Annotated in this window: 16 protein-coding genes; 2 read left to right on the forward strand and 14 right to left on the reverse strand. The window is 63.5% G+C overall.

Annotated features, from left to right (window positions below):
* Positions 1 to 98: 98 nt before the first annotated feature.
* The 4 genes from QQL24_RS25460 to QQL24_RS25475 form a co-directional block, all read right to left on the reverse strand.
* Entirely contained in the window at positions 99 to 1,001 is a 903-nt protein-coding gene (locus QQL24_RS25460; RefSeq protein ID WP_284315102.1) for an ABC transporter permease, read from the reverse strand.
* A gap of 1 nt (position 1,002) precedes the next feature.
* On the reverse strand, positions 1,003 to 1,950 hold the full coding sequence (locus tag QQL24_RS25465; protein WP_284315103.1) for an ABC transporter permease: 948 nt from the start codon (positions 1,948 to 1,950) through the stop codon (positions 1,003 to 1,005).
* 171 nt (positions 1,951 to 2,121) lie between these two features.
* Positions 2,122 to 3,402: an ABC transporter substrate-binding protein gene (locus tag QQL24_RS25470; protein ID WP_284315104.1), complete on the reverse strand. Its 1,281-nt coding sequence runs from the start codon at positions 3,400 to 3,402 to the stop codon at positions 2,122 to 2,124.
* A gap of 64 nt (positions 3,403 to 3,466) precedes the next feature.
* The gene (locus QQL24_RS25475) at positions 3,467 to 4,495 is read right to left on the reverse strand and encodes an ABC transporter ATP-binding protein (protein ID WP_284315105.1); all 1,029 of its coding nucleotides are present in this window, start codon (positions 4,493 to 4,495) and stop codon (positions 3,467 to 3,469) included.
* Between the two features lie 340 nt (positions 4,496 to 4,835).
* Between QQL24_RS25475 and QQL24_RS25480 the strand changes: the two genes are divergently transcribed.
* Positions 4,836 to 5,510, forward strand: coding sequence for a GntR family transcriptional regulator (locus tag QQL24_RS25480; RefSeq protein ID WP_284315106.1), 675 nt, complete (start codon positions 4,836 to 4,838; stop codon positions 5,508 to 5,510).
* On the opposite strand, the gene QQL24_RS25485 is transcribed toward QQL24_RS25480, so the two are convergent.
* The 9 genes from QQL24_RS25485 to QQL24_RS25525 all read right to left on the reverse strand — a co-directional run bounded on the left by QQL24_RS25485 (position 5,493) and on the right by QQL24_RS25525 (position 16,024).
* Complete coding sequence (locus tag QQL24_RS25485; protein WP_284315107.1) at positions 5,493 to 6,821, reverse strand: MmgE/PrpD family protein; 1,329 nt, start codon at positions 6,819 to 6,821, stop codon at positions 5,493 to 5,495. The genes QQL24_RS25480 and QQL24_RS25485 overlap by 18 nt on opposite strands.
* 99 nt (positions 6,822 to 6,920) lie before the next feature.
* On the reverse strand, positions 6,921 to 9,155 hold the full coding sequence (locus QQL24_RS25490; RefSeq protein WP_284315108.1) for an MGH1-like glycoside hydrolase domain-containing protein: 2,235 nt from the start codon (positions 9,153 to 9,155) through the stop codon (positions 6,921 to 6,923).
* A 57-nt stretch (positions 9,156 to 9,212) separates the two neighbouring features.
* Positions 9,213 to 9,803: a cysteine hydrolase family protein gene (locus QQL24_RS25495; protein WP_284315109.1), complete on the reverse strand. Its 591-nt coding sequence runs from the start codon at positions 9,801 to 9,803 to the stop codon at positions 9,213 to 9,215.
* Position 9,804: 1 nt separating this feature from the next.
* The gene (locus QQL24_RS25500) at positions 9,805 to 10,860 is read right to left on the reverse strand and encodes an ABC transporter ATP-binding protein (RefSeq protein WP_284315110.1); all 1,056 of its coding nucleotides are present in this window, start codon (positions 10,858 to 10,860) and stop codon (positions 9,805 to 9,807) included.
* The gene (locus QQL24_RS25505; RefSeq protein ID WP_284315111.1) at positions 10,847 to 11,626 is read right to left on the reverse strand and encodes an ABC transporter permease; all 780 of its coding nucleotides are present in this window, start codon (positions 11,624 to 11,626) and stop codon (positions 10,847 to 10,849) included. The genes QQL24_RS25500 and QQL24_RS25505 overlap by 14 nt, the downstream gene beginning before the upstream one ends.
* A gap of 9 nt (positions 11,627 to 11,635) precedes the next feature.
* The gene (locus QQL24_RS25510; RefSeq protein ID WP_284315112.1) at positions 11,636 to 12,529 is read right to left on the reverse strand and encodes an ABC transporter permease; all 894 of its coding nucleotides are present in this window, start codon (positions 12,527 to 12,529) and stop codon (positions 11,636 to 11,638) included.
* 328 nt (positions 12,530 to 12,857) lie between these two features.
* Positions 12,858 to 13,925, reverse strand: a complete 1,068-nt coding sequence (locus tag QQL24_RS25515; protein WP_284315113.1) for an ABC transporter substrate-binding protein — start codon at positions 13,923 to 13,925, stop codon at positions 12,858 to 12,860.
* 108 nt (positions 13,926 to 14,033) lie between these two features.
* Positions 14,034 to 14,978 (reverse strand): PfkB family carbohydrate kinase, encoded by a 945-nt coding sequence (locus QQL24_RS25520; RefSeq protein WP_284315114.1) that lies wholly within the window; start codon positions 14,976 to 14,978, stop codon positions 14,034 to 14,036.
* Positions 14,975 to 16,024 carry an ADP-ribosylglycohydrolase family protein gene (locus tag QQL24_RS25525; RefSeq protein ID WP_284315115.1) on the reverse strand — a complete coding sequence of 350 codons (1,050 nt, stop codon included), beginning with the start codon at positions 16,022 to 16,024 and terminating at the stop codon, positions 14,975 to 14,977. Before QQL24_RS25525 ends, QQL24_RS25520 begins: the two co-directional genes overlap by 4 nt.
* Positions 16,025 to 16,292: 268 nt before the next feature.
* On the opposite strand from QQL24_RS25525, the gene QQL24_RS25530 reads away from it, so the two are divergent.
* Positions 16,293 to 16,646, forward strand: coding sequence for a hypothetical protein (locus QQL24_RS25530; RefSeq protein ID WP_284315116.1), 354 nt, complete (start codon positions 16,293 to 16,295; stop codon positions 16,644 to 16,646).
* 204 nt (positions 16,647 to 16,850) lie between these two features.
* On the opposite strand, the gene QQL24_RS25535 is transcribed toward QQL24_RS25530, so the two are convergent.
* Positions 16,851 to 17,276: a rhodanese-like domain-containing protein gene (locus QQL24_RS25535; protein ID WP_284315117.1), complete on the reverse strand. Its 426-nt coding sequence runs from the start codon at positions 17,274 to 17,276 to the stop codon at positions 16,851 to 16,853.
* Positions 17,277 to 17,384: the final 108 nt, after the last annotated feature.

Genomic DNA, 17,384 nt, shown 5'->3' on the forward strand with positions numbered 1-17,384 from the left:
GGCGAAGCCACAAAGAAGGGCGTGGTCTATTATCCAGGCTACGCCTTTCTTGCCTTACGCTACATTTCAAGAGCGGACGAGGTCGTCCGCGTTCCCAGCTACACCATGCCGTTCCCAGCATCCGATCCGTGCCTGGCGCGATGGCGCTGGACCAGCAGCAGGATGGTGATGGCGCCGAGGATCACCGCCATCGAAATTGCGGTGGTGAGCGTTCCCAGCGCGTAGATCACCGGTGTCGTCACCGTGGTGGTCATGCCTTCGAGCTGGAGGGGCAGCGTGTTCTCGGCACCGATCGCCTGGCTGGTGCGAGCGATCTCGTCCCAGGAGAGCGTGAAGCCGAACAGCGCCACGCCGACCAGAGAGGGTGCGATGATCGGCAGCACGACATTCCAGAAGGTCTGCCAGGGCGTTGCGCCGAGATCGCGCGCCGCTTCCTCATAGGAGGGGTTGAAGCGGTTGAACACGGCGAACATGATCAGCAGGCCGAAAGGCAGCGTCCAGGTCAGGTGGGCGCCGAGGCCGGAGGTGAAGATGCCGACCACCGTCTGGTAATTGTCCTGGATCCACTCGATCTCATAGGTGTCGCCGATGGCCTTGATGGTGTCGTCGACGATCTTGAATTCCAGCGCGATGCCGAGCGACACGATGATCGAGGGTAGGATCAGGCTGGCGATGGCGGTGTAGAACAGGAAGTTGGACCCGAAGAAGCGCCGACGGAAGGCGAGGCCCGCCATCACCGAAATCACCACGGTGAGGAAGGCCACCAGCAGGCCGAGCCCAAGCGAGCGGAAGAAGGCATCGCCGATGCCGCTCACCGTATCGCCATAGAAAAGCTCGTGGAACCAGTGCAGGGACACCCCGTTCATCGGGAAGGTCAGGCCGCCATCCGGCCCCTGGAACGACAGGATCAGGATGGTGATGGTCGGCCCGTAGAGGAACAGCACATAGAGCGCGAAGACGGCCGTCAGGATGTAGAAGGTGAGACCCCTGCCCTCTCTCATCTCAGAGCTCCTTCCGGATGTCGATGAAGCGCACCATCGCCGCGATGATCATCATCACGACCGCGAGCAGGATGATGGCGTTGGCGGCGGCGATCGGGAATTGCAGGTAGCCGATCTCGACATTGATGACCTTGCCGATCGAGGCGATCTGCTGGCCGCCCATCAGGCCGATAGTGATGAAGTCGCCCATCACCACGGTGATCACGAAGATCGAGCCGATGGCGATGCCGGTCTTGGAGAGCGGGATGATGACATTCCACAGGGTCTGCCAGCCCGAGGCGCCATTGTCATAGGCCGCCTCGACCAGCGAGCGATCGATGCGCGACATCGAATTGACGATCGGCACGATCATGAACACCGTGTTGAGGTGCACGAAGGCCAGGATCACCGAGAAGTTGGAATAGAGCAGCCAATCCTGGGGCTGGCTGGTGATGCCGATATTCATCAATGTCTGGTTGATCAAGCCGTTCCGGCCGAGCAGCGGGATCCAGGAGATCATGCGGATGACATTCGAGGTCCAGAACGGAATGGTGCAGAGCAGCGCCAGTACGAGGCGTGTCGTCGTCTTCTTCACCTCGAAGGCGATGTAATAGGACACCGTGAAGCCGATCAGCAGGGTGGAGAGCCAGACGATCAGGCAGAATTTCAGGGTCGACAGATAGGTTTTGAAGGTCGTGCACAGGTCCGGCAGGCCCGAGACGCATTTGTCGAAGACCTCGACATAGTTCTGCAGCTTGAAATCGGGCTCGATCGAATATTCGGTATAGTCCCAGAAGCTGACGATGAAGGTGGCCAGCAAGGGCAGGATGAAGAAGGTCGCGAAGACGATGGTCAGCGGCGCGGCCTGCCAATAGGAGGCCCAGCGGGACAAGGCGGGCTTGCTGGTCCGCGCGCGCGGCGGGGCGGAGACGGAGGCTGCTGTGGAGGACGTGGCTGTCGTGACCGCCATGGAGAACCTTTGCTAGGGCGATTTACCTTCAGATCGAATCACCAAGAATCGCAAAATGCGTTTGATACCAGGAAGTTATTTTGGAAATCCGCTCCCGCTTGAAAGCATTTTGCTCTAGGAAGCCGCGTAAGCCTTCTCCACGATGCGGAGAAGGCTTTGCATTGCGCTAGATCAAGCCGCGATGAACTCGTTCCACTTTTTGACCATGTACTCGTTCTCATCCATGACCGCGTTCCAGCAGGCCACGGCGCCCATGCGTTCGGCATAGGAACCGCCGTCGCGGGTGGCGCCCGCCTTCTCGAGCAGGCCGCCATCCGGACCATGGATGTCCTTCTCGGCAGGCTTGCCTTCCATCCAGTAGGCCCACTCATAGGGCTCCATATGCTCCTTGGCGGTGTCGAGCACCGCCGAATAGTAGCCCTGGCGGTTGAGATAGGCGCCGGCCCAGCCCGAGAGGAACCAGTTGATGAACTCATAGGCGGCGTCGAGCTGCTTGCCCTTCAGCGTCTTGGGCAGGGCGAAGCCCGAGGCCCAGGCGCGGTAGCCTTCCTTGAGCGGCTGGAACTTGCACTCGATGCCCTTGAGGCGCACGGCGGTGACAGCCGGGGACCACATCGACTGGATCACGGTCTCGCCTGAGGCCATCAGGTTGACGCTCTCGTTGAAATCCGACCAGAAAGCGCGGAACTGGCCGGCCTTCTTGGCTTCGATCAAGGTCGCCATCGTCAGGTCGATCTCGTCCTTGGTCATGTTGCCCTTGTCGGCATATTTGTGCTTGCCGGTGGCTTCGACGACCATGGCGGCATCCATGATGCCGATCGAGGGGATGTTGAGGATCGCCGCCTTACCCTTGAACTCAGGGTTGAGCAGCTCGGCCCAACTGGAGATCGGACGCTTGATCAGGTCGGGACGGATACCCAGCGTATCGGCATTGTAGGTGGTCGGGATCAGCGTGATCCATTCGGTCGGATCGGCCGAGAACTTCTTGGAATGCTGGCCTTCGAGATAGAACACCTTCTTGGGTGCTGTGCCCTGGTCGCCGATCTTCTTGCCGTCGACTTCGCCCTTGGTGATCACGGTGGCGAGCTTGTCGACCAGCTTGATCTTCTTGGCGTCCATGCCCATCAGATTGCCCGACGGCACCAGCTTCTTGAGGCTGAAATATTCGGTGTCGACGAGGTCGAAGGAATTCGGCTGGGTGATGATGCGCTTGGTGACGTCATCGGTATCAACAGAGACATACTGGATCTTGACGCCGGTATCCTTGAAGGCCTGGTCCGCAATGGCCGGCGCTTGGTTGGTGGCGGTCGAGAGGTAGCGCAGCGTGATCGGGTCGGCGGCATGCACCGCGGGGGCTGCCAGCACGCTCGCGCCGGCAGCGGCGCCCGCCAGCGCAATGCCTCCCTTCAGGAGGTCGCGGCGCGAGAGGCCGCCCTTTTGCTCTTTCTTCATCGACTATCCCCTTCTGGATCGGATTCTCTTTTGATTACGGGCCCTTAGAGCGTCTTGTTTTGCTCTAGTGGGCGCCGCCTTCAAGTTGGTGGGCGTCCGACGGCGCCCACGAAAGCGTGGCGCGCTCCCCTTCCTCGAAGGGTTGCGACAGGAATGTTTGCTCGGTCACCATGGCGGTCATCTCCCCGCCGCGGTCGTCCTTGACCTGGACCGAATAGCCGGTGCCGGCGAACTCGATGCCGGCGACATTGACGAAGCGGCTCGAGGCCGTGGCCTCCGTCTCGCCATGGGCCAGGCTCACGCGATCCTGGCGCACGGCGATGGCGCGGTCGCCGAGATCGATGACGTTGTGGCCGCCGACGAAACGGGTCACGAAAGCCGTGCGCGGGCGGTTGAAGACATCCCCCGCCGTGCCCTGCTGCTCGATGCGGCCATTGTTCATCAGCACCACGAGATCAGCGAGGGCCAGGGCCTCGTCCTGGCTGTGGGTGACATGGACGAAGGAGATGCCGAGATTCTTCTGCAGGCGCTTGAGCTCGCCGCGCACCCGGATGCGCAGGAACGGGTCGAGCGCGGAGAGCGGCTCGTCGAGAAGCAGCGCCGAGGGCTGGGTGATCAAGGCACGGGCCAGCGCCACGCGCTGCTGCTGGCCGCCCGAGAGCTGAGACGGCAGGCGGTCGGCGAACTTCTCCAGTTCCACCACCTTGAGCATGGTCCTGGCCTTCTCGAGCCGCTCGGGCTTGGAGACGCCCTTCATCTTCAGCGAGAAGGCAACATTCTCGGCCACGGTCAGATGGGGGAAGAGCGCATAGCTCTGGAACATCATCGCCGTGCCGCGCTTGGCGGGAGCAAGGTCGGTGACATCAATATTGTCGAGGAGGATATCGCCGGAGGTTGCGATCTCATGGCCCGCCAGCATGCGCAGCGAGGTGGTCTTGCCGCAGCCCGAAGGGCCCAGCAGGCAGCAATAGGTCGAGGCCGGGATCTTGAGGTTGATGGCGTCGACCGCCTTGGAGGAACCATAGGCCTTGGTCACGGAGGCAAACTCGATCAGCCCCTTGGCCTTGCCTGTTTCAGTTGCGTTATTTGCCACGCCGAGCCTCATTCAGGATTGTCGACAATCCCTATGCATGGGCCGTGCCAAGTGAAATTGCGTGATTCTTCAACGCATTAAGATTTACTCTGAGGCCAGTGCCAAAATATTGTACGTCGATGTGCAACATATTTGAGCAGGTTCGGCAGAAATAGCCTCATGCTGCAGTGCCACAACGTGCCTGGGATTGTCGACAATGAGTATTTGACCGTCTTGACAAATCGGCGTCGACGGGCGTGAGATGGAATACTGTGATGGTTGAACGCAACTTCAAGCTTCGGGCAACCGGCGTTCAACCTTAAAAACCATATCAATTTGCAGGTTATGGTCTGCTAAGGTCATGCTCGACATCGAGTATTCTGGGCTGTCGTCCAATAAAAACTCCGGTCTTCAGACCGAGAGGGAGATTTTCGAGCGCATTCTCGGCGCCATTGCCGAACGTCGACTGCCGCCCGGCACCAAGCTCACCGAAGAAAGCCTGGTCGATATCTTCGGCGTCACCCGCGCGCGGGTCCGCAAGGTCCTGCTGCTGTTGTCCCAGCGCGGGCTGATCGCGCTCGAGCCCAATCGCGGCGCCTTCGTGGCCCAGCCGAGCCAGGCGGAAAGCATCGCCCTCTTCCATGCCCGCCGCGTCATCGAAAGCGAGACGGCGACGCTTGTCGCCGCCCTGCCCGAGCCGGCACGCACGCTGGCCCTGGCGCGTCTCGACGCCCATCTCGATGAGGAGGCGCATGCCCGGGCCGCCGAGCAGCCCGGCGCCATCATCCGTCTCTCGGGCGAGTTCCACCGCCTGGTGGCAGAGCTTGCGGGCAATCCCGTGCTGACCTCGATCATCGAGAACCTGGTCTGGCGCACGGCGCTTGCCCTCGCCACCCATGCCACCCGCCACGACACCGACTGCTCGCCCTCCGAGCATATCGCCATCGTCGATGCCATGCGCGCGGGAGATGGTGCCATGGCGGTGCACCTGATGATGCACCACCTCGATCATATCGTGCTATCGGTGCAGGAATAGCCGCGAAAACGCATCGAATCCGGCAATTTTGTCGGGCATGCGGGCGGCATTCCAGGCCGCCTCCGCATCATCAAGCCCCTCGGCCATGCGCAGGAACTTCGCCTTCAGGGCCGCCTCCGGCAGGGGACGGGAGGGATCGCCGAGGGCATCCGTCTTCTCGGCGGAGCGGCTTTTTCCGTTCGCAAAGCGTATCTCGATGCGGCAGGGCCGCTCGGTCGGCAGGCGGCGCGTCATGGCCGGATCCTCGATCACCTGGATGCGCTCGGCCAGGGCCCGGATGGCGGGATCACGCAGTTTCTCCGGCGCGAAGGCATCGATCCATACCGAGCCGTGCATGAGGCGCAGCGCCAGCACGAAGGGGATCGAGAAGCGGGCCCCGATCGGCGTCATCGGCCCGGTCTCCTTCAGGGCGGCGGCCGGGGCAAAGGTGGTGACACGAATGGCCTGGATCTCGAACGGATCGATGTCGCGTTCTTCCAGCATCGTCTCGATCACTTCAAGCGCGCCCTGGGTTTCGCGGCAGGAGGAGGAGAGCTTGAGGAAGGGCTGGGTGATCAGCCAGCGCTCGCCGAGCCCATCCACCAGCTTCTCATGCGAGAAGCGCGACCCGCTGACCGAGCCGAAAACCACAGCAATGCCATTGGGTTCGCCACTCATGCCGGCCTCGGCGAGATCACAGGCGAGTAGGCCGTTCTGCGCCGCCACGCCGGCATAGATGTTGCGAATGGCGCTGCCGCGCAGGCTGGCGGTGACGCTGGTGGCAAGGCTGAGGCTCGCCGCGAGTTCGAGCGCCGTCAGGGTCGCCTCGGGCGAGAAATGGCGCAGCCGCGCCACCGCGGCCGCGGCGCCGATGACGCCCCAGGTACCGTGCGGATGCGCCGCTGGGCGCAGGCTGGTGGCCATGCCGGTGCGCGCGCCTGCCTCGTAGCCGACCAGCACGGCATTGAAGAAAGCTTCGCCCGGAAGCTCCGGCCGCACGCTCCATTCGGCGAGAGCCGCGGCGACGGCATGGATGGCCGGGTGGCCGCCGGCAGCATAATTGCCCTCGTCGAGTTCCACCGCCGTGCCGGCAAAGCCCGTCAGGAAAGCCGCCGAGGCCGCATCCGCCTTGCGCTTCCGGCCGAAGACATCCGCTTCGCCCGCATCGGCATAGCGCCGCCCGATCGCCCGCACATCCGCCTCCCGCCAGCCGGCCAGGATGGCGCCGAGCGTATCGGCGAGCACCAGACCGGTCTGGTGGCGGATGGAAGGCGGAATGCGGTGGATGTCGGTCGACTGGACGAAGGCAGCGAGATCTTCGAAGGCGGGCATGTGAAATCCGTTTCAGTGACGGACGTTCCTATGCAAGCCGTGGGCCAGATCGGAATGCTGCGGTGCGGTATATTTGGTGAAGCCTGGCGCAGCCCTCGATCAGCCTCGCCTTCGAATCACGAATTCGCGCGGATCGTCGCACGGTGGCAGCACGACCAGACTCCCCTCGTCCTTGTCGGTCAGCGCTGGGACCTCGCCGTTCAAACTCACCTCAAGGACCGATGCAGGCGGTATGGTCGGGAAAAGCAGATAGGACTCCTTGGAAATCGGCGGCAGGCGCATCGAGAATGTATTGGTTTGAAACGAGAGATGACTGATCCGTCCCCGAATATCGGTTTGCAACAGGACCGTATCGCCTTGGATGATGCTGAGATGTCCTGCCCCATCGATCGTCAGTTGCGTCCGCCCCACCGGGCTGGCGAAGGGACCTAGAGTGGCGGCCAAGCCGTCATTCACGATCTCCCAGCCGCCCCACGGCGTGATGTCGGTGATGGCGGCGATGCCGAGCTTGGCCATCAAGGCGCCCCAGCTGTAGAAACGCTCGGTATCGGGTTGGTCGAGCGGTTCGCCCGTCTCGGCATTGTAGTTCTCGGGGCAGATGCGATCCTTTTCCCAGACGCGGCGGAACAGCGCGAAGCTGCGCTGCGCCAGCTCCGAAGCCTTCGCCTCCGCGCCCGAGCGTTTCAGACCCAGATAGACCAGATAGTTGAAGGGCGGCCAGATCCTGCCGCGCCAGTAGCTGTTGTCGGCAAAGGCCGGATCGGCACGGCTGACGCCCGGAATGATCGGGTCGCCGCCGAAGGTAGCGGGATCGTCGAGATGGGCGAGCAGCCGTTCGATCTGTTCCTGCGTCGCGGCCCCGGCCAGCAGGGGATAGAAGCTTGTCGGAGCCAGACTGAGCACGAAGGTGCCGGAATGCAGGCGGTTTGCGAAGATGCCGCGATCAGCGTCCCACAAGCGCTCTCGGATGCACATACGCGTTGCCTCCGCGCGCGAAGTATGCTCGGCCGCCTCGCGGCCATATCCGAGTTCTGCTGCGATCAGGCCGAGCATTTCCGAGTCGAGAGCCAGCAGGCTGTTGAGCCCGATGTCCCAGCAGTCGAGCGTACGGGTATTGGGATCCCAGCTTGCTTCGTCGTGAACCGGCGAATTGTCCATGGCTGACTCGTTGCGGGCGCCGAAGGAGGTGCCCTTGTAGAGCCCGTCGCCGACATCCGAGGTCCCGAAGGAGGCGAGCCCGGACTGGGAGGGGTCGCGCTCGCGCCACCACCAGGCGTGGTTGCGGGCCAGTGCGGCATAGGAGGCCTCCAGGAAATCGCGCGAGCCGGACCTCAGATAAAGCAGCCAGGCGACGAAACTGCCGATCGGGCTCTGGCTGCGATCGACCCAGGCGTCGTTCGCGGTGAGGAGACAGGCAAGATTGCCTTCCGGCGTGGCGTTCGACAGCGCGACGGCGAAGTTCTCGCGGGCAAGCCCGGCATCGAATTCACCCGCCATGAGGGCCGCGTAGAACTGGTCGTTCAGCCAGACGCCGAAGCCGCCGAATTTACCGAGGTCCCAGTTCCGACTGATGGCTGTATAGGAGCGCTGGTTGATACCGTCCCACACCGTATTCCAGGCGACAACGTCGCGCAGCGCATCGAGCGCGACGGCCGGCGAACTGCTGTCGGCCGGCACAGCCGGGCCATCATCGGGCAAGGCAGCCAGAGAGCTTGCCCGCTCGACGGCGATATCCTCGCGATCGGCGATGGCAAGGCCAAAACGGTTCTCTCGCATCATCTCCAGGTTGAAGCGAAGCATCAGGACGGGCGCCGCGTCGGAAAGTGAGCCCTTGTAGAAGTAGCCGTGGGTCTCGTAGTCGGACAGGGCGTCCGCAACACTCTCGTGCCCCGTTACCTGGACCGGCGGCTCGGCGGTGACCAGCGCGACGAAGCGATGGCCGATCCGAATGATGGCTACATTGCGGGAGGCATCGAACCGGACCGTCTCCCCGGCATCCGCCGAGAAGCAGAGATTGATCCAGAAACGCAGGCCCCACTCGCCCGAGCGGATCGTCCGCCAGGAACCGGAAAGGCAGAAGGGATCGGTCTTGCCATAGCGCCAGGCAAGCCGGGTTCCGGCGTGACTGAGATCGAGTTCCACCAGCGAAGCGTCGAGATGGTGGCGCCCGAGGCGTACGCTGTCCGGATGGTCGAACAACGTGGCCTTGCCGCTGCTGGTCGCGAATGCCAGCGGCGTCAGGCGCACGCCGAGGGGCAGGAAGACCATTTCGGCCGGCCGGCTCGACCACGTATTCCAGGCCCGGTCCAGTGGGATGTTCGTGCTCCCGGGCATGTCAGGCAACCATGAGTGCTTGGCGCCGCGGCGTCGCGACAGGGGGCAAAGCAGCGATCATGCGGGGCTCCAGCTCCCGACCACATCAGCGGTCCCGGCGATGATGATCTGCTGCGGCATGCGGGGCAGGACGAGCTCCAGGGTTGCCTTGTGGGATTCGAGCGATGAACTGGTGACGGCGTCCCGCACCAGGATCACCCTGTAGCCCAGGTCCACGGCATCGAAGACTGTCGCGAGGACGCAGATGTCGGTTTCCACGCCTGTGATGATCAGCGTATCGGCCTTGCGCGCCCTGAGCCTCTGGTCGAGGCTGTTCTCGCCGAACAGCGAATAGGTTGGTTTGTCGAAGATCTCCTCGCTTTCGGCAAGGGCCGCGAGCGGCTCGACGAGGTCGATCATGCCGGGAGCCAGATTCGCACCCGTCAGGCTGGACCAGCGGTGGTAATAGGTCTGCCAGCTTCCGGTCGCGAGGTCAGGCGTGTGCGGAACGGTGAAACGCGCGAAGATCGTATGCCCGGGCTTCCCCGCCACGATGCGGGCGATGTTGGGAACGATGTCGAACAAGGTCGGCGTATGCCATTGCGTCTCCTCGGCGAAAATACGCTGCATGTCGATGCACAGATGAACCGCCCGCGCGCCTGTCAGCATGTCAGTCCGCCAGCACGATGGTGTTAGCAGGCGACCAGGCCAGCGTTACGGTCTGGCCGGCGGCAAGTTGCCTGACTTCCCGGTTCTGCGAGAGGATCTTGATCTCGGTGCCATCGGCGCCCTGCGCGAGAAACGTCGAGACGGCGCCGGCATAGATGATCTCGCGGATCGTGACCGTATAGAGGTTCTCGCCATCGGCCGGCTTGCCCTCCTCGACCAGGCGCATTTTTTCGGGGCGAACGGCGAGTGTCACCTGCGTTCCCGGCGGCGGCAGCCTGTCGGCGGTGCGCAGGAGCGCTCCGGCAAGCTCGACGCCCTCGGTCGTCGCCTTGCCCTTGAAGAAGTTGGCATCCCCCAGGAAGGAGGCTGCAAAGCGATTGCGCGGGCGCTCATAGATGTCGAGGGGCTCGCCTTCCTGGATGATGCGCCCGCCATCGAGGATCGCCACCGTATCGGACAGCGTCAGCGCCTCTTCCTGATCATGCGTCACGAAGATGGTGGTCAGGCCGCTCTCACGCTGGATGCGGCGCAGCTCGATCTGCATGTCCTGGCGCAGGCGCCGGTCGAGTGCCGACAGGGGTTCGTCGAGCAAAAGCACCTTGGGCTTGGTGACGATGGCGCGGGCGAGGGCAACACGCTGCTGCTGCCCGCCCGACAGCTGCTTGGGCTTGCGCTGCTCGAAGCCGGTGAGGTGCACCATCTCCAGAACCCGCGCCACTTCCTTGCGCGCCGCCTCTCCCCTGATGCCCTGACGGTTGAGTCCGAAGATGACGTTGTCATGCACGTTCATGTGCGGAAACAGCGCGTAGGACTGAAAGACCATGCCGACCTTGCGCTGCCAGAGCGGCACGTCGGTCACGTCCTCACCGCCAAAGCGGATCTTGCCGTCGTCGGGAGAGACGAAGCCCCCGATGATGCGCAGCAGCGTGGTCTTGCCGGAGCCGGAGGGCCCGAGCAGGCTGGTGAACTGCCCTGCCTTGAAGGAGGTGCTCACCTGGTCCAGCACGCGCAGGGAACCATATCCCTTGCTGATCGAAGCCACATCAACGCCGATCACGATTGCCTCCGAGGTTGGACAATTGGGCGAAGATCAGCACGAGCACCGCCGAAACGCCGAGGAAGATGGCCGAGATCGCATTGATCTCCGGCGTGAAGCCCTTTCGGATCGAGGTGTAGATCTCGACGGGCAAGGTGCTGACGCCCGGGGTCGCCAGGAAGTAGGAGACGACGAACTGGTCGAGCGACACCGCGAATGCAAAGAGCAACGCGGCGATGATGCTGGGCGCCAGCAGCGGCAGGGTCACCGCCCGGAAGGCATGGATTGGGGTCGAGCCGAGGCTCATGGCCGCCTCCTCGAGCTCCGCCCTCAGGGCCTGCATGCCGGTGCCGACGATCAGCACGACATAGGGAATGGCGAGCGCGACATGGCCGATCAGCATGGCATGCAGGCCGCGTCCGATCCCCGTCCAGAAGAAGAACACCAGCATGGCCGTGCCGGTGATCAGCCATGGAATGGCGATCGGCGGCAGCAGCAGCACCTTGAGCAGGGACTGCCCGCGGAAGCTGCGCCGATTGAGGGCGAGAGAGGCGAGCGTGCCCACGGCGGTCGCGATGATCGAGGTCGCGAGCGCGATGAGCAGGCTGTTATAGGTCGCCGAGAGCAGCGGGCCATTCTCGGCCAGCACGCCGAACCAATGGAAGGTCGGCTCGATCGGCAGGGTGTAGAGCGGCGAGGCATTGAAGGCCATCGCCACCATCACCAGGATGGGCAGATAGAGGAAGACCAGGGTGGCGCCGAGGAAGGAACGGCCGAGTGCGATCATCATGGCCTCCTACTGCGTTCCCACGCGCCCGGCGAGGACGCGCGAGGAAGCGGCGAAAATCAGGAGGACGACCGCCAGCATGGTGAAGGACAGGGCCGCGCCGAGCGGCCAGTTGAAGGCCGCCGTGAACTGATCCTCGATCACCGTGCCCATGGTGACGCCGATGCGTCCGCCCAGGATGCGCGGCTCCATGAAACTGCCGATCACCGGCACGAAGATCAGAATGGACCCCGAGATCAGTCCCGGCAGGCAGAGCGGCAACAGGATCTTCCAGAACACCACGGGCAGCCGGGCGCCGAGGCTGCGAGCGGCCTCGATGGTCGCATCCTCGATCGCGGAGGCCGAGAGATAGCAGGTCAGGATCATATAGGGCAGGTAGGCGTGGACCAGCCCGATGATGATCGCCGGGAAGCTGTAGAGCAACGAGAAGGTCGGCGCTGCCGGAAAGACCCAATGGAGGGCATAGTCGAGAATGCCGCCTTCTCGCAGCACCATCGTCCAGGAGAAGACGCGCACCAGCCCGTTGGTCCAGAAAGGCAGGATAATGAGGAGAAACAGGATGTGCTTGGATCGCCCGGTCGTGGCCCTTGCCAGCGCCAGCGCAGCCGGCAGGCCAATCAGCGCGCACAGGCCGGTGGTCCACAGGCCGATCTCGATCGACGTCCAGGCGACGTCGAACAGATAGGGACGCTTGATGAAGGCAAGGTAGTTGTCGATCGTATAGACCAGCGGGCGGCCCGGGATCGGCGAGCTCTTCAGAAAGCTGAAGAAGAGCATGGCGCAAAGCGGCAGGAACACGGCGAGCGTCAACCAGCCATAGGCCGGTGTCAGCAGGGCGGCGGTGGCCCAGCCGGGACCCAGGCGTCGTCTCGGCGGTGTGGCGGTTTCGTTCGCTGTCGACATTGCTGCGCCCTGACGCGACTGGGTTCGAGAAAAGCGTAAGTCTTGGGTATCCGGCATCGTCGCGCAGCCCCTCACCTCTATCCTCTCCCCGCAAGGACGGGGCGAGGGGCGCAATCGCAGAGACTTGTCAGATCGCGTCTCATCTCGCGCAACCGTTGTGCGAGATGAGCGCTCTGCGAAAAAGGCGCTACGTCGAAGTCCCCTCTCCCCGTCCTTACGGGGAGAGGATAGAGGTGAGGGGCTGCTCGACCTATCTTGAAGTGGTGCGCGAATTCGAGAGCCCAGAATCAGGACAAAGACCCAAACCCCTGCCCTGCCTTGTCTTTTCTTACTTCGCGTAGAACGCCTTCACCTCTTCCCACAAATCGGCGAAAGACTGGCGCCGGTCATCCGGCAGCGCCGACATGAAGGTGAGCTTGGTGAGGTATTCGGGCTTGTGGATCTGGCGGTTGAGGTCGTCGGCCGGGAGCTGATCCATCGCCGCCTGGTTGGCGGAGGCCGGGGCGCCCGCCACACCGGTCCAGGTCTTGTAGAAACTGGGATCGATCATGTAGTTGATGAATTTGAGCGCGTCGTCCTTCTTCGAGCTCGTGGCCGGCACCGCCAGGCTATCGAGCCAGCCGATCGCGCCCTCCTTCGGCACGACGAACTCGACCGGCAGCTTGGCCTGGCGGATCGAACGCACCACCGCGCCGGACCAGTAGACGGAGATGTCGAAGGCGTTGGCCGCGAAGGCCTTGTTCCACTCGTCCTCGCTCGACCACATCAGCTTGACATTGGGCTTCATCGCCTTCAGCGCGCCCGTGACGGCCTTGAGGTCCTTGGGATCGTTGGCGTCCTGGCCCGTCAACAAGGCACCGATGCCGACCGAGGTGACCGCATCGTCGAACAGGGCCAGCTTCCCGGCATATTTGGGATCCGAGAAGATCGTCCAGGTGTCGGTGGTGATGCCCTTGCGCACCGCGAGCGAATTCATGCCCCACACCCACGAGCAGCCATAGATCTTGCCATCCGCCTTCAGATTGGCGTGCTCCTTCAGAGCGGGCGACAGCGCGGCGGTGTTGGGGATGGTGGCGAAATCGATCGGATCGATGAGACCTTCGCCCTGCGCCTGCTGGATGCGGGCGCTGTTGATGAGGACGACGTCGTAAGCGCCCGGATTGGTGCGCAGCTTCGTCAGCATCTCCGGCTCGGAGTTGAAATAGTCGTGCTTGACAGTGATGCCGGTGGCATCGGCGAAGGCCTTCAGCGCGAAGCTTTCGTCCGTGCCATAGCCCTTCCAGTTGAGGACCGTGATTTCCTTGGCGTCGGCAAAGCCCGGGCGGGCCCAGGCCCCGGCAAGGACGGCGCCGCCCAAGGCGACGGTGAAGCGGCGGCGGTTGATCTGATAGCTCATGGTTCCGGTTCCCTTGATCGATGGTGACAGCAGCTTTTATTGTTTTGACCCATCTGGGCGTTCGTTTCTCTTACGAGAAATCCGCCCTATCTTATTGTTTTTGTTGTCTTATGCCGCCAGGAAGGCGTCCAGCTCCTCCTTGCGCGGGGCGGTGGCAGGCCCCTTCCGGGTTACGGCAAAAGCGGCGGCGGCATTGGCACGCCTGGCAGCCTCGAGAAAATCATGTCCCGCCGCGAGCGAGGCCAGGAACACGCCCGTATGGGCATCGCCCGCGCCGGTGGAATCCACCATGCGGACAATGGGCGCGGGCACATGCCGCCCCTCGGCGCCAAACCGTCCGCCAAAGAGCCAGCAGCCGGCCGGCCCATCGCGAATGACGAGGAGAGCATCGGATCGCAGCCGGCGCAAGATGACAGCGGCGCCTGCGGACATATCCTGGCGTTGGGAAAGAAGGCCTGCCTCCCGGCGGTTGAGCGTGAACACATCGACCCGGGCAAAAACCGCCGCCATGATCGCCACGGGAATATCGGTCACCAGCGGTCCTGGATCGACCATCACCCATGCGCTGGTCGGCAGGACAGCGATCCAGTCCGCAATAGCCGGTCCGAGATCCGGATAACAAAGATCGTAGCCCGAGACGAACAAGGCATCCGCTGGCCCAAGCGCGATCTCGCTCAGCGCCATCGTCCCTGGGCGAGCCTCCACGCCGGGGCTGGTAACGAAGGTGCGCTCGCCGTCCGGTTCGACGAGTACGACGCAGAAGCCACTGTCCGCCATCCTGCTGGCCGGCATCAGCGCTTCGATCCCCTCGGATTGGAGCGCGGCACGGATGCGCTCGCCGTAAGGGCCATTGCCATGCTGACCGCCGAAGGCGGCCTTGAGGCCGTTTCGCGCCGCCGCGGCAAGAATATTGAAACCGCCGCCGGCGCTGATGGATGCCCCCGAGCCCAGCACATCCCCGCCACGCGGTGGCAGAATGGGCACGTCGATCCGCACATCGGCGATGATGCTGCCCACCGACAAGAGTCTGGTCGGGTTAGGCTTCGCCGTCATGCGCTGCGCACTCCCGTGTGGGCTGATGGCGGCAGGATCGAGGCCTTGCCGCGCAGCGACAGCAGCCGATCCGCCAGCCCTTCGAGATCGAGCGAGGGGTTTGCGGTCTTGAGATCCGCGATCACTGCCGGCGGGAAGCCCTCGATACCGTGGCAGGCACCGGCGACGGCGCCTGCAATCGCGGCGACCGTATCGCAGTCGCCACCGAGGCTGGCAGCCAGGCGGCAGACGAGCCAGGGATCTTCAGGCACGAGGGAGAGAATCGCCATGGCGGCCGGCACGGCCTCCTGCGTTGCAACCCCGGTGCCGACGATATCGTAGATGAGGTCCAGCGCCTCGCTTTGTGTCTTGCCGCGCACCAGGCCGATGGCCCAGCCGATACGGGCCGCGATGTCGCCACCGGCGAAGTAATAGCCGCGCCGGGCGCCATGCTGGGCTCCCTCGATCGCCGCCTGCAGGGCCTCGCTCACGCTCGCGCCATCAATGGCAACGCTGACCGCTGCAGCCACGGCGGAGGCGCCGGCGAGGCCGATGGTGGTGTTGTGGGTGACATGGCCGGACTGGAACACGGCATCGACGAGCCCTTCCACGGGCCTTGCCGGAAAGGCGATGCCAACCGGAGCCACGCGCATTGCCGCACCATTGGTCGCGCCGGTCTTGCCGGTCTCGTCGGTCGGCATGCCATCGGCGATCAGCGTCAATGCCTTGCGCGTGGAGGGGCCGAGCAGATCGGCCGAACCTGCCGCGATCATCCGGGTTTCCCAGGCGAGGAGTTCATCGGCGAAGCGGCGCGGATCGACATAGCCGCCGCCTTCCACCAGCAACTCACCGAGGATCACCGCCTGGTCGGTGTCATCGGTCACGCACCCTGCCTTCATGCCGCGGCTGATGGGATTGTCTTCGGGTGCAGGCTCGAAACGGTCGAGTATGCCATAGCGCTTCGCCACGATGGCGCGCGGCATATATTGCGTCGGCATGCCCAAGGCATCGCCGATCGCCAGGCCAAGAAGCGCGCCGCGAGCGCGGCTTTGAGCAGATATGGCCATCGACGCCCTTTCGAAAGGAGGCCCGCAATATCGTTTGTGTACTAACGATATTCCTCACACAACCGGCACCCTGTCAAGAGGGCGAAACACAGTGTGCCTTATGCGGAACCAGCGCGCCGACGCGCCAACGCAACGGGTATTCTCCATCCGGTCGCGCCGAGCCGTCCGAAAGATACGCTCGGCTGCAACCTTCGCCGGCGTCATTCAAGCCCTGTTCATCCTCGCCATGCGACGCTGCCACCCTGGCGTGTACAACAAGGAGGCAACCATGCCCCGCCCCCACTCCATCGCGTCCCTGGCCGCCGCCATGGTCCTGGCCGCCTCAGCAGCCTCGGCCATGCCGGTTTCAGCTCCGGATAGGACCGGCTCTGCTCTTCAGATCATCCTCGCTCAATACGCCCCCTGCCCGCCCGGCTACAAGGTAACCAGCTATGGCGGCTGCAAGCTCAGCCACTATCTGCGCAAGCACCCTTACCAGCGGCAATATTATTACGATCCGCAGCCAAGGTATGGCTATCAGCAGCCACGGTATGACTATCAGCAGCCGAGGTATGATTACCAGCCGCCGCGCTATCGGCAGTATGATGATGGCGATCAGGGGGATGATTATCAGGAGTATTGAGGAGGGTGGGATATCTGCCGGTTAGTAAACTGGGGACCGGCTGTGACTGATATCTTCTCGTCTTGCGAGAGAGGCGGCATCGCGATTGACGGGCCTTGGGTGACCCAAAAAGCGGAGCCATACAGCCTCAGTCGGGGGCGCGGTATCAGCAAGGCCGCGTTCCCTTTTGTCGGCAGAGGCTAGCTCTGTAATCAAAGGTTGCAGTCAGGCCGCGCGCCTGAAGCTTCCGGGCTCGGCGCCGGTGGCGAAGGGCAAGCCCTCGTCCTCCCAGCCGGTGATGCCGCCGATCATGATCTTCACGTGGCGGCCGAACCGGGCGAGCTTGAGGGCGGCACGGTCGGCGCCGTTGCAATGCGGGCCGGCGCAATAGGCGACGAACAGCGTGTCTTCGGGCCATTCAGACAGGCGCTCGGCCGTGATCTCGCGATGCGGGAGGTGCAGCGCGCAGGGCACATGGCGCCGCCGATAGGCCTCGGGCGTGCCGACCACATGCAGCAGCACGAAATCCTGCTCACCGGCGCCGAGCGCCTGCGCCACGTCGGAACAATCGGTCTCGAGCGCCAGACGCCGCTCGAAATGCTCGATAGCGGCGCTGGCCGAAGCGGCGGGAATCTCACTGACGGAACTCATCTTTACCTCCTTATTGCCAATGGCGATGTTCTACCGCAGGTCGAGCCCTTCCCGCCCCTGGCAGGATTGCCATAGTCCGTCAAGATCACGCCAATCGCGTCGCCCAAC

The sequence above is a fragment of the Labrys miyagiensis genome (genome assembly GCF_030160835.1).
GTDB classification, from domain to species: Bacteria; Pseudomonadota; Alphaproteobacteria; order Rhizobiales; family Labraceae; genus Labrys; species Labrys miyagiensis.

Bases quoted from the DNA above. Each gene is read 5' to 3' on its own strand.
- QQL24_RS25460 (WP_284315102.1), bottom strand. From the start codon at position 1,001: ATGAGAGAGGGCAGGGGTCTCACCTTCTACATCCTGACGGCCGTCTTC.
- QQL24_RS25465 (WP_284315103.1), bottom strand. From the start codon at position 1,950: ATGGCGGTCACGACAGCCACGTCCTCCACAGCAGCCTCCGTCTCCGCC.
- QQL24_RS25470 (WP_284315104.1), bottom strand. From the start codon at position 3,402: ATGAAGAAAGAGCAAAAGGGCGGCCTCTCGCGCCGCGACCTCCTGAAG.
- QQL24_RS25480 (WP_284315106.1), top strand. From the start codon at position 4,836: ATGCTCGACATCGAGTATTCTGGGCTGTCGTCCAATAAAAACTCCGGT.
- QQL24_RS25485 (WP_284315107.1), bottom strand. From the start codon at position 6,821: ATGCCCGCCTTCGAAGATCTCGCTGCCTTCGTCCAGTCGACCGACATC.
- QQL24_RS25490 (WP_284315108.1), bottom strand. From the start codon at position 9,155: ATGCCCGGGAGCACGAACATCCCACTGGACCGGGCCTGGAATACGTGG.
- QQL24_RS25495 (WP_284315109.1), bottom strand. From the start codon at position 9,803: ATGCTGACAGGCGCGCGGGCGGTTCATCTGTGCATCGACATGCAGCGT.
- QQL24_RS25505 (WP_284315111.1), bottom strand. From the start codon at position 11,626: ATGATCGCACTCGGCCGTTCCTTCCTCGGCGCCACCCTGGTCTTCCTC.
- QQL24_RS25510 (WP_284315112.1), bottom strand. From the start codon at position 12,529: ATGTCGACAGCGAACGAAACCGCCACACCGCCGAGACGACGCCTGGGT.
- QQL24_RS25515 (WP_284315113.1), bottom strand. From the start codon at position 13,925: ATGAGCTATCAGATCAACCGCCGCCGCTTCACCGTCGCCTTGGGCGGC.
- QQL24_RS25520 (WP_284315114.1), bottom strand. From the start codon at position 14,978: ATGACGGCGAAGCCTAACCCGACCAGACTCTTGTCGGTGGGCAGCATC.
- QQL24_RS25525 (WP_284315115.1), bottom strand. From the start codon at position 16,024: ATGGCCATATCTGCTCAAAGCCGCGCTCGCGGCGCGCTTCTTGGCCTG.
- QQL24_RS25530 (WP_284315116.1), top strand. From the start codon at position 16,293: ATGCCCCGCCCCCACTCCATCGCGTCCCTGGCCGCCGCCATGGTCCTG.
- QQL24_RS25535 (WP_284315117.1), bottom strand. From the start codon at position 17,276: ATGAGTTCCGTCAGTGAGATTCCCGCCGCTTCGGCCAGCGCCGCTATC.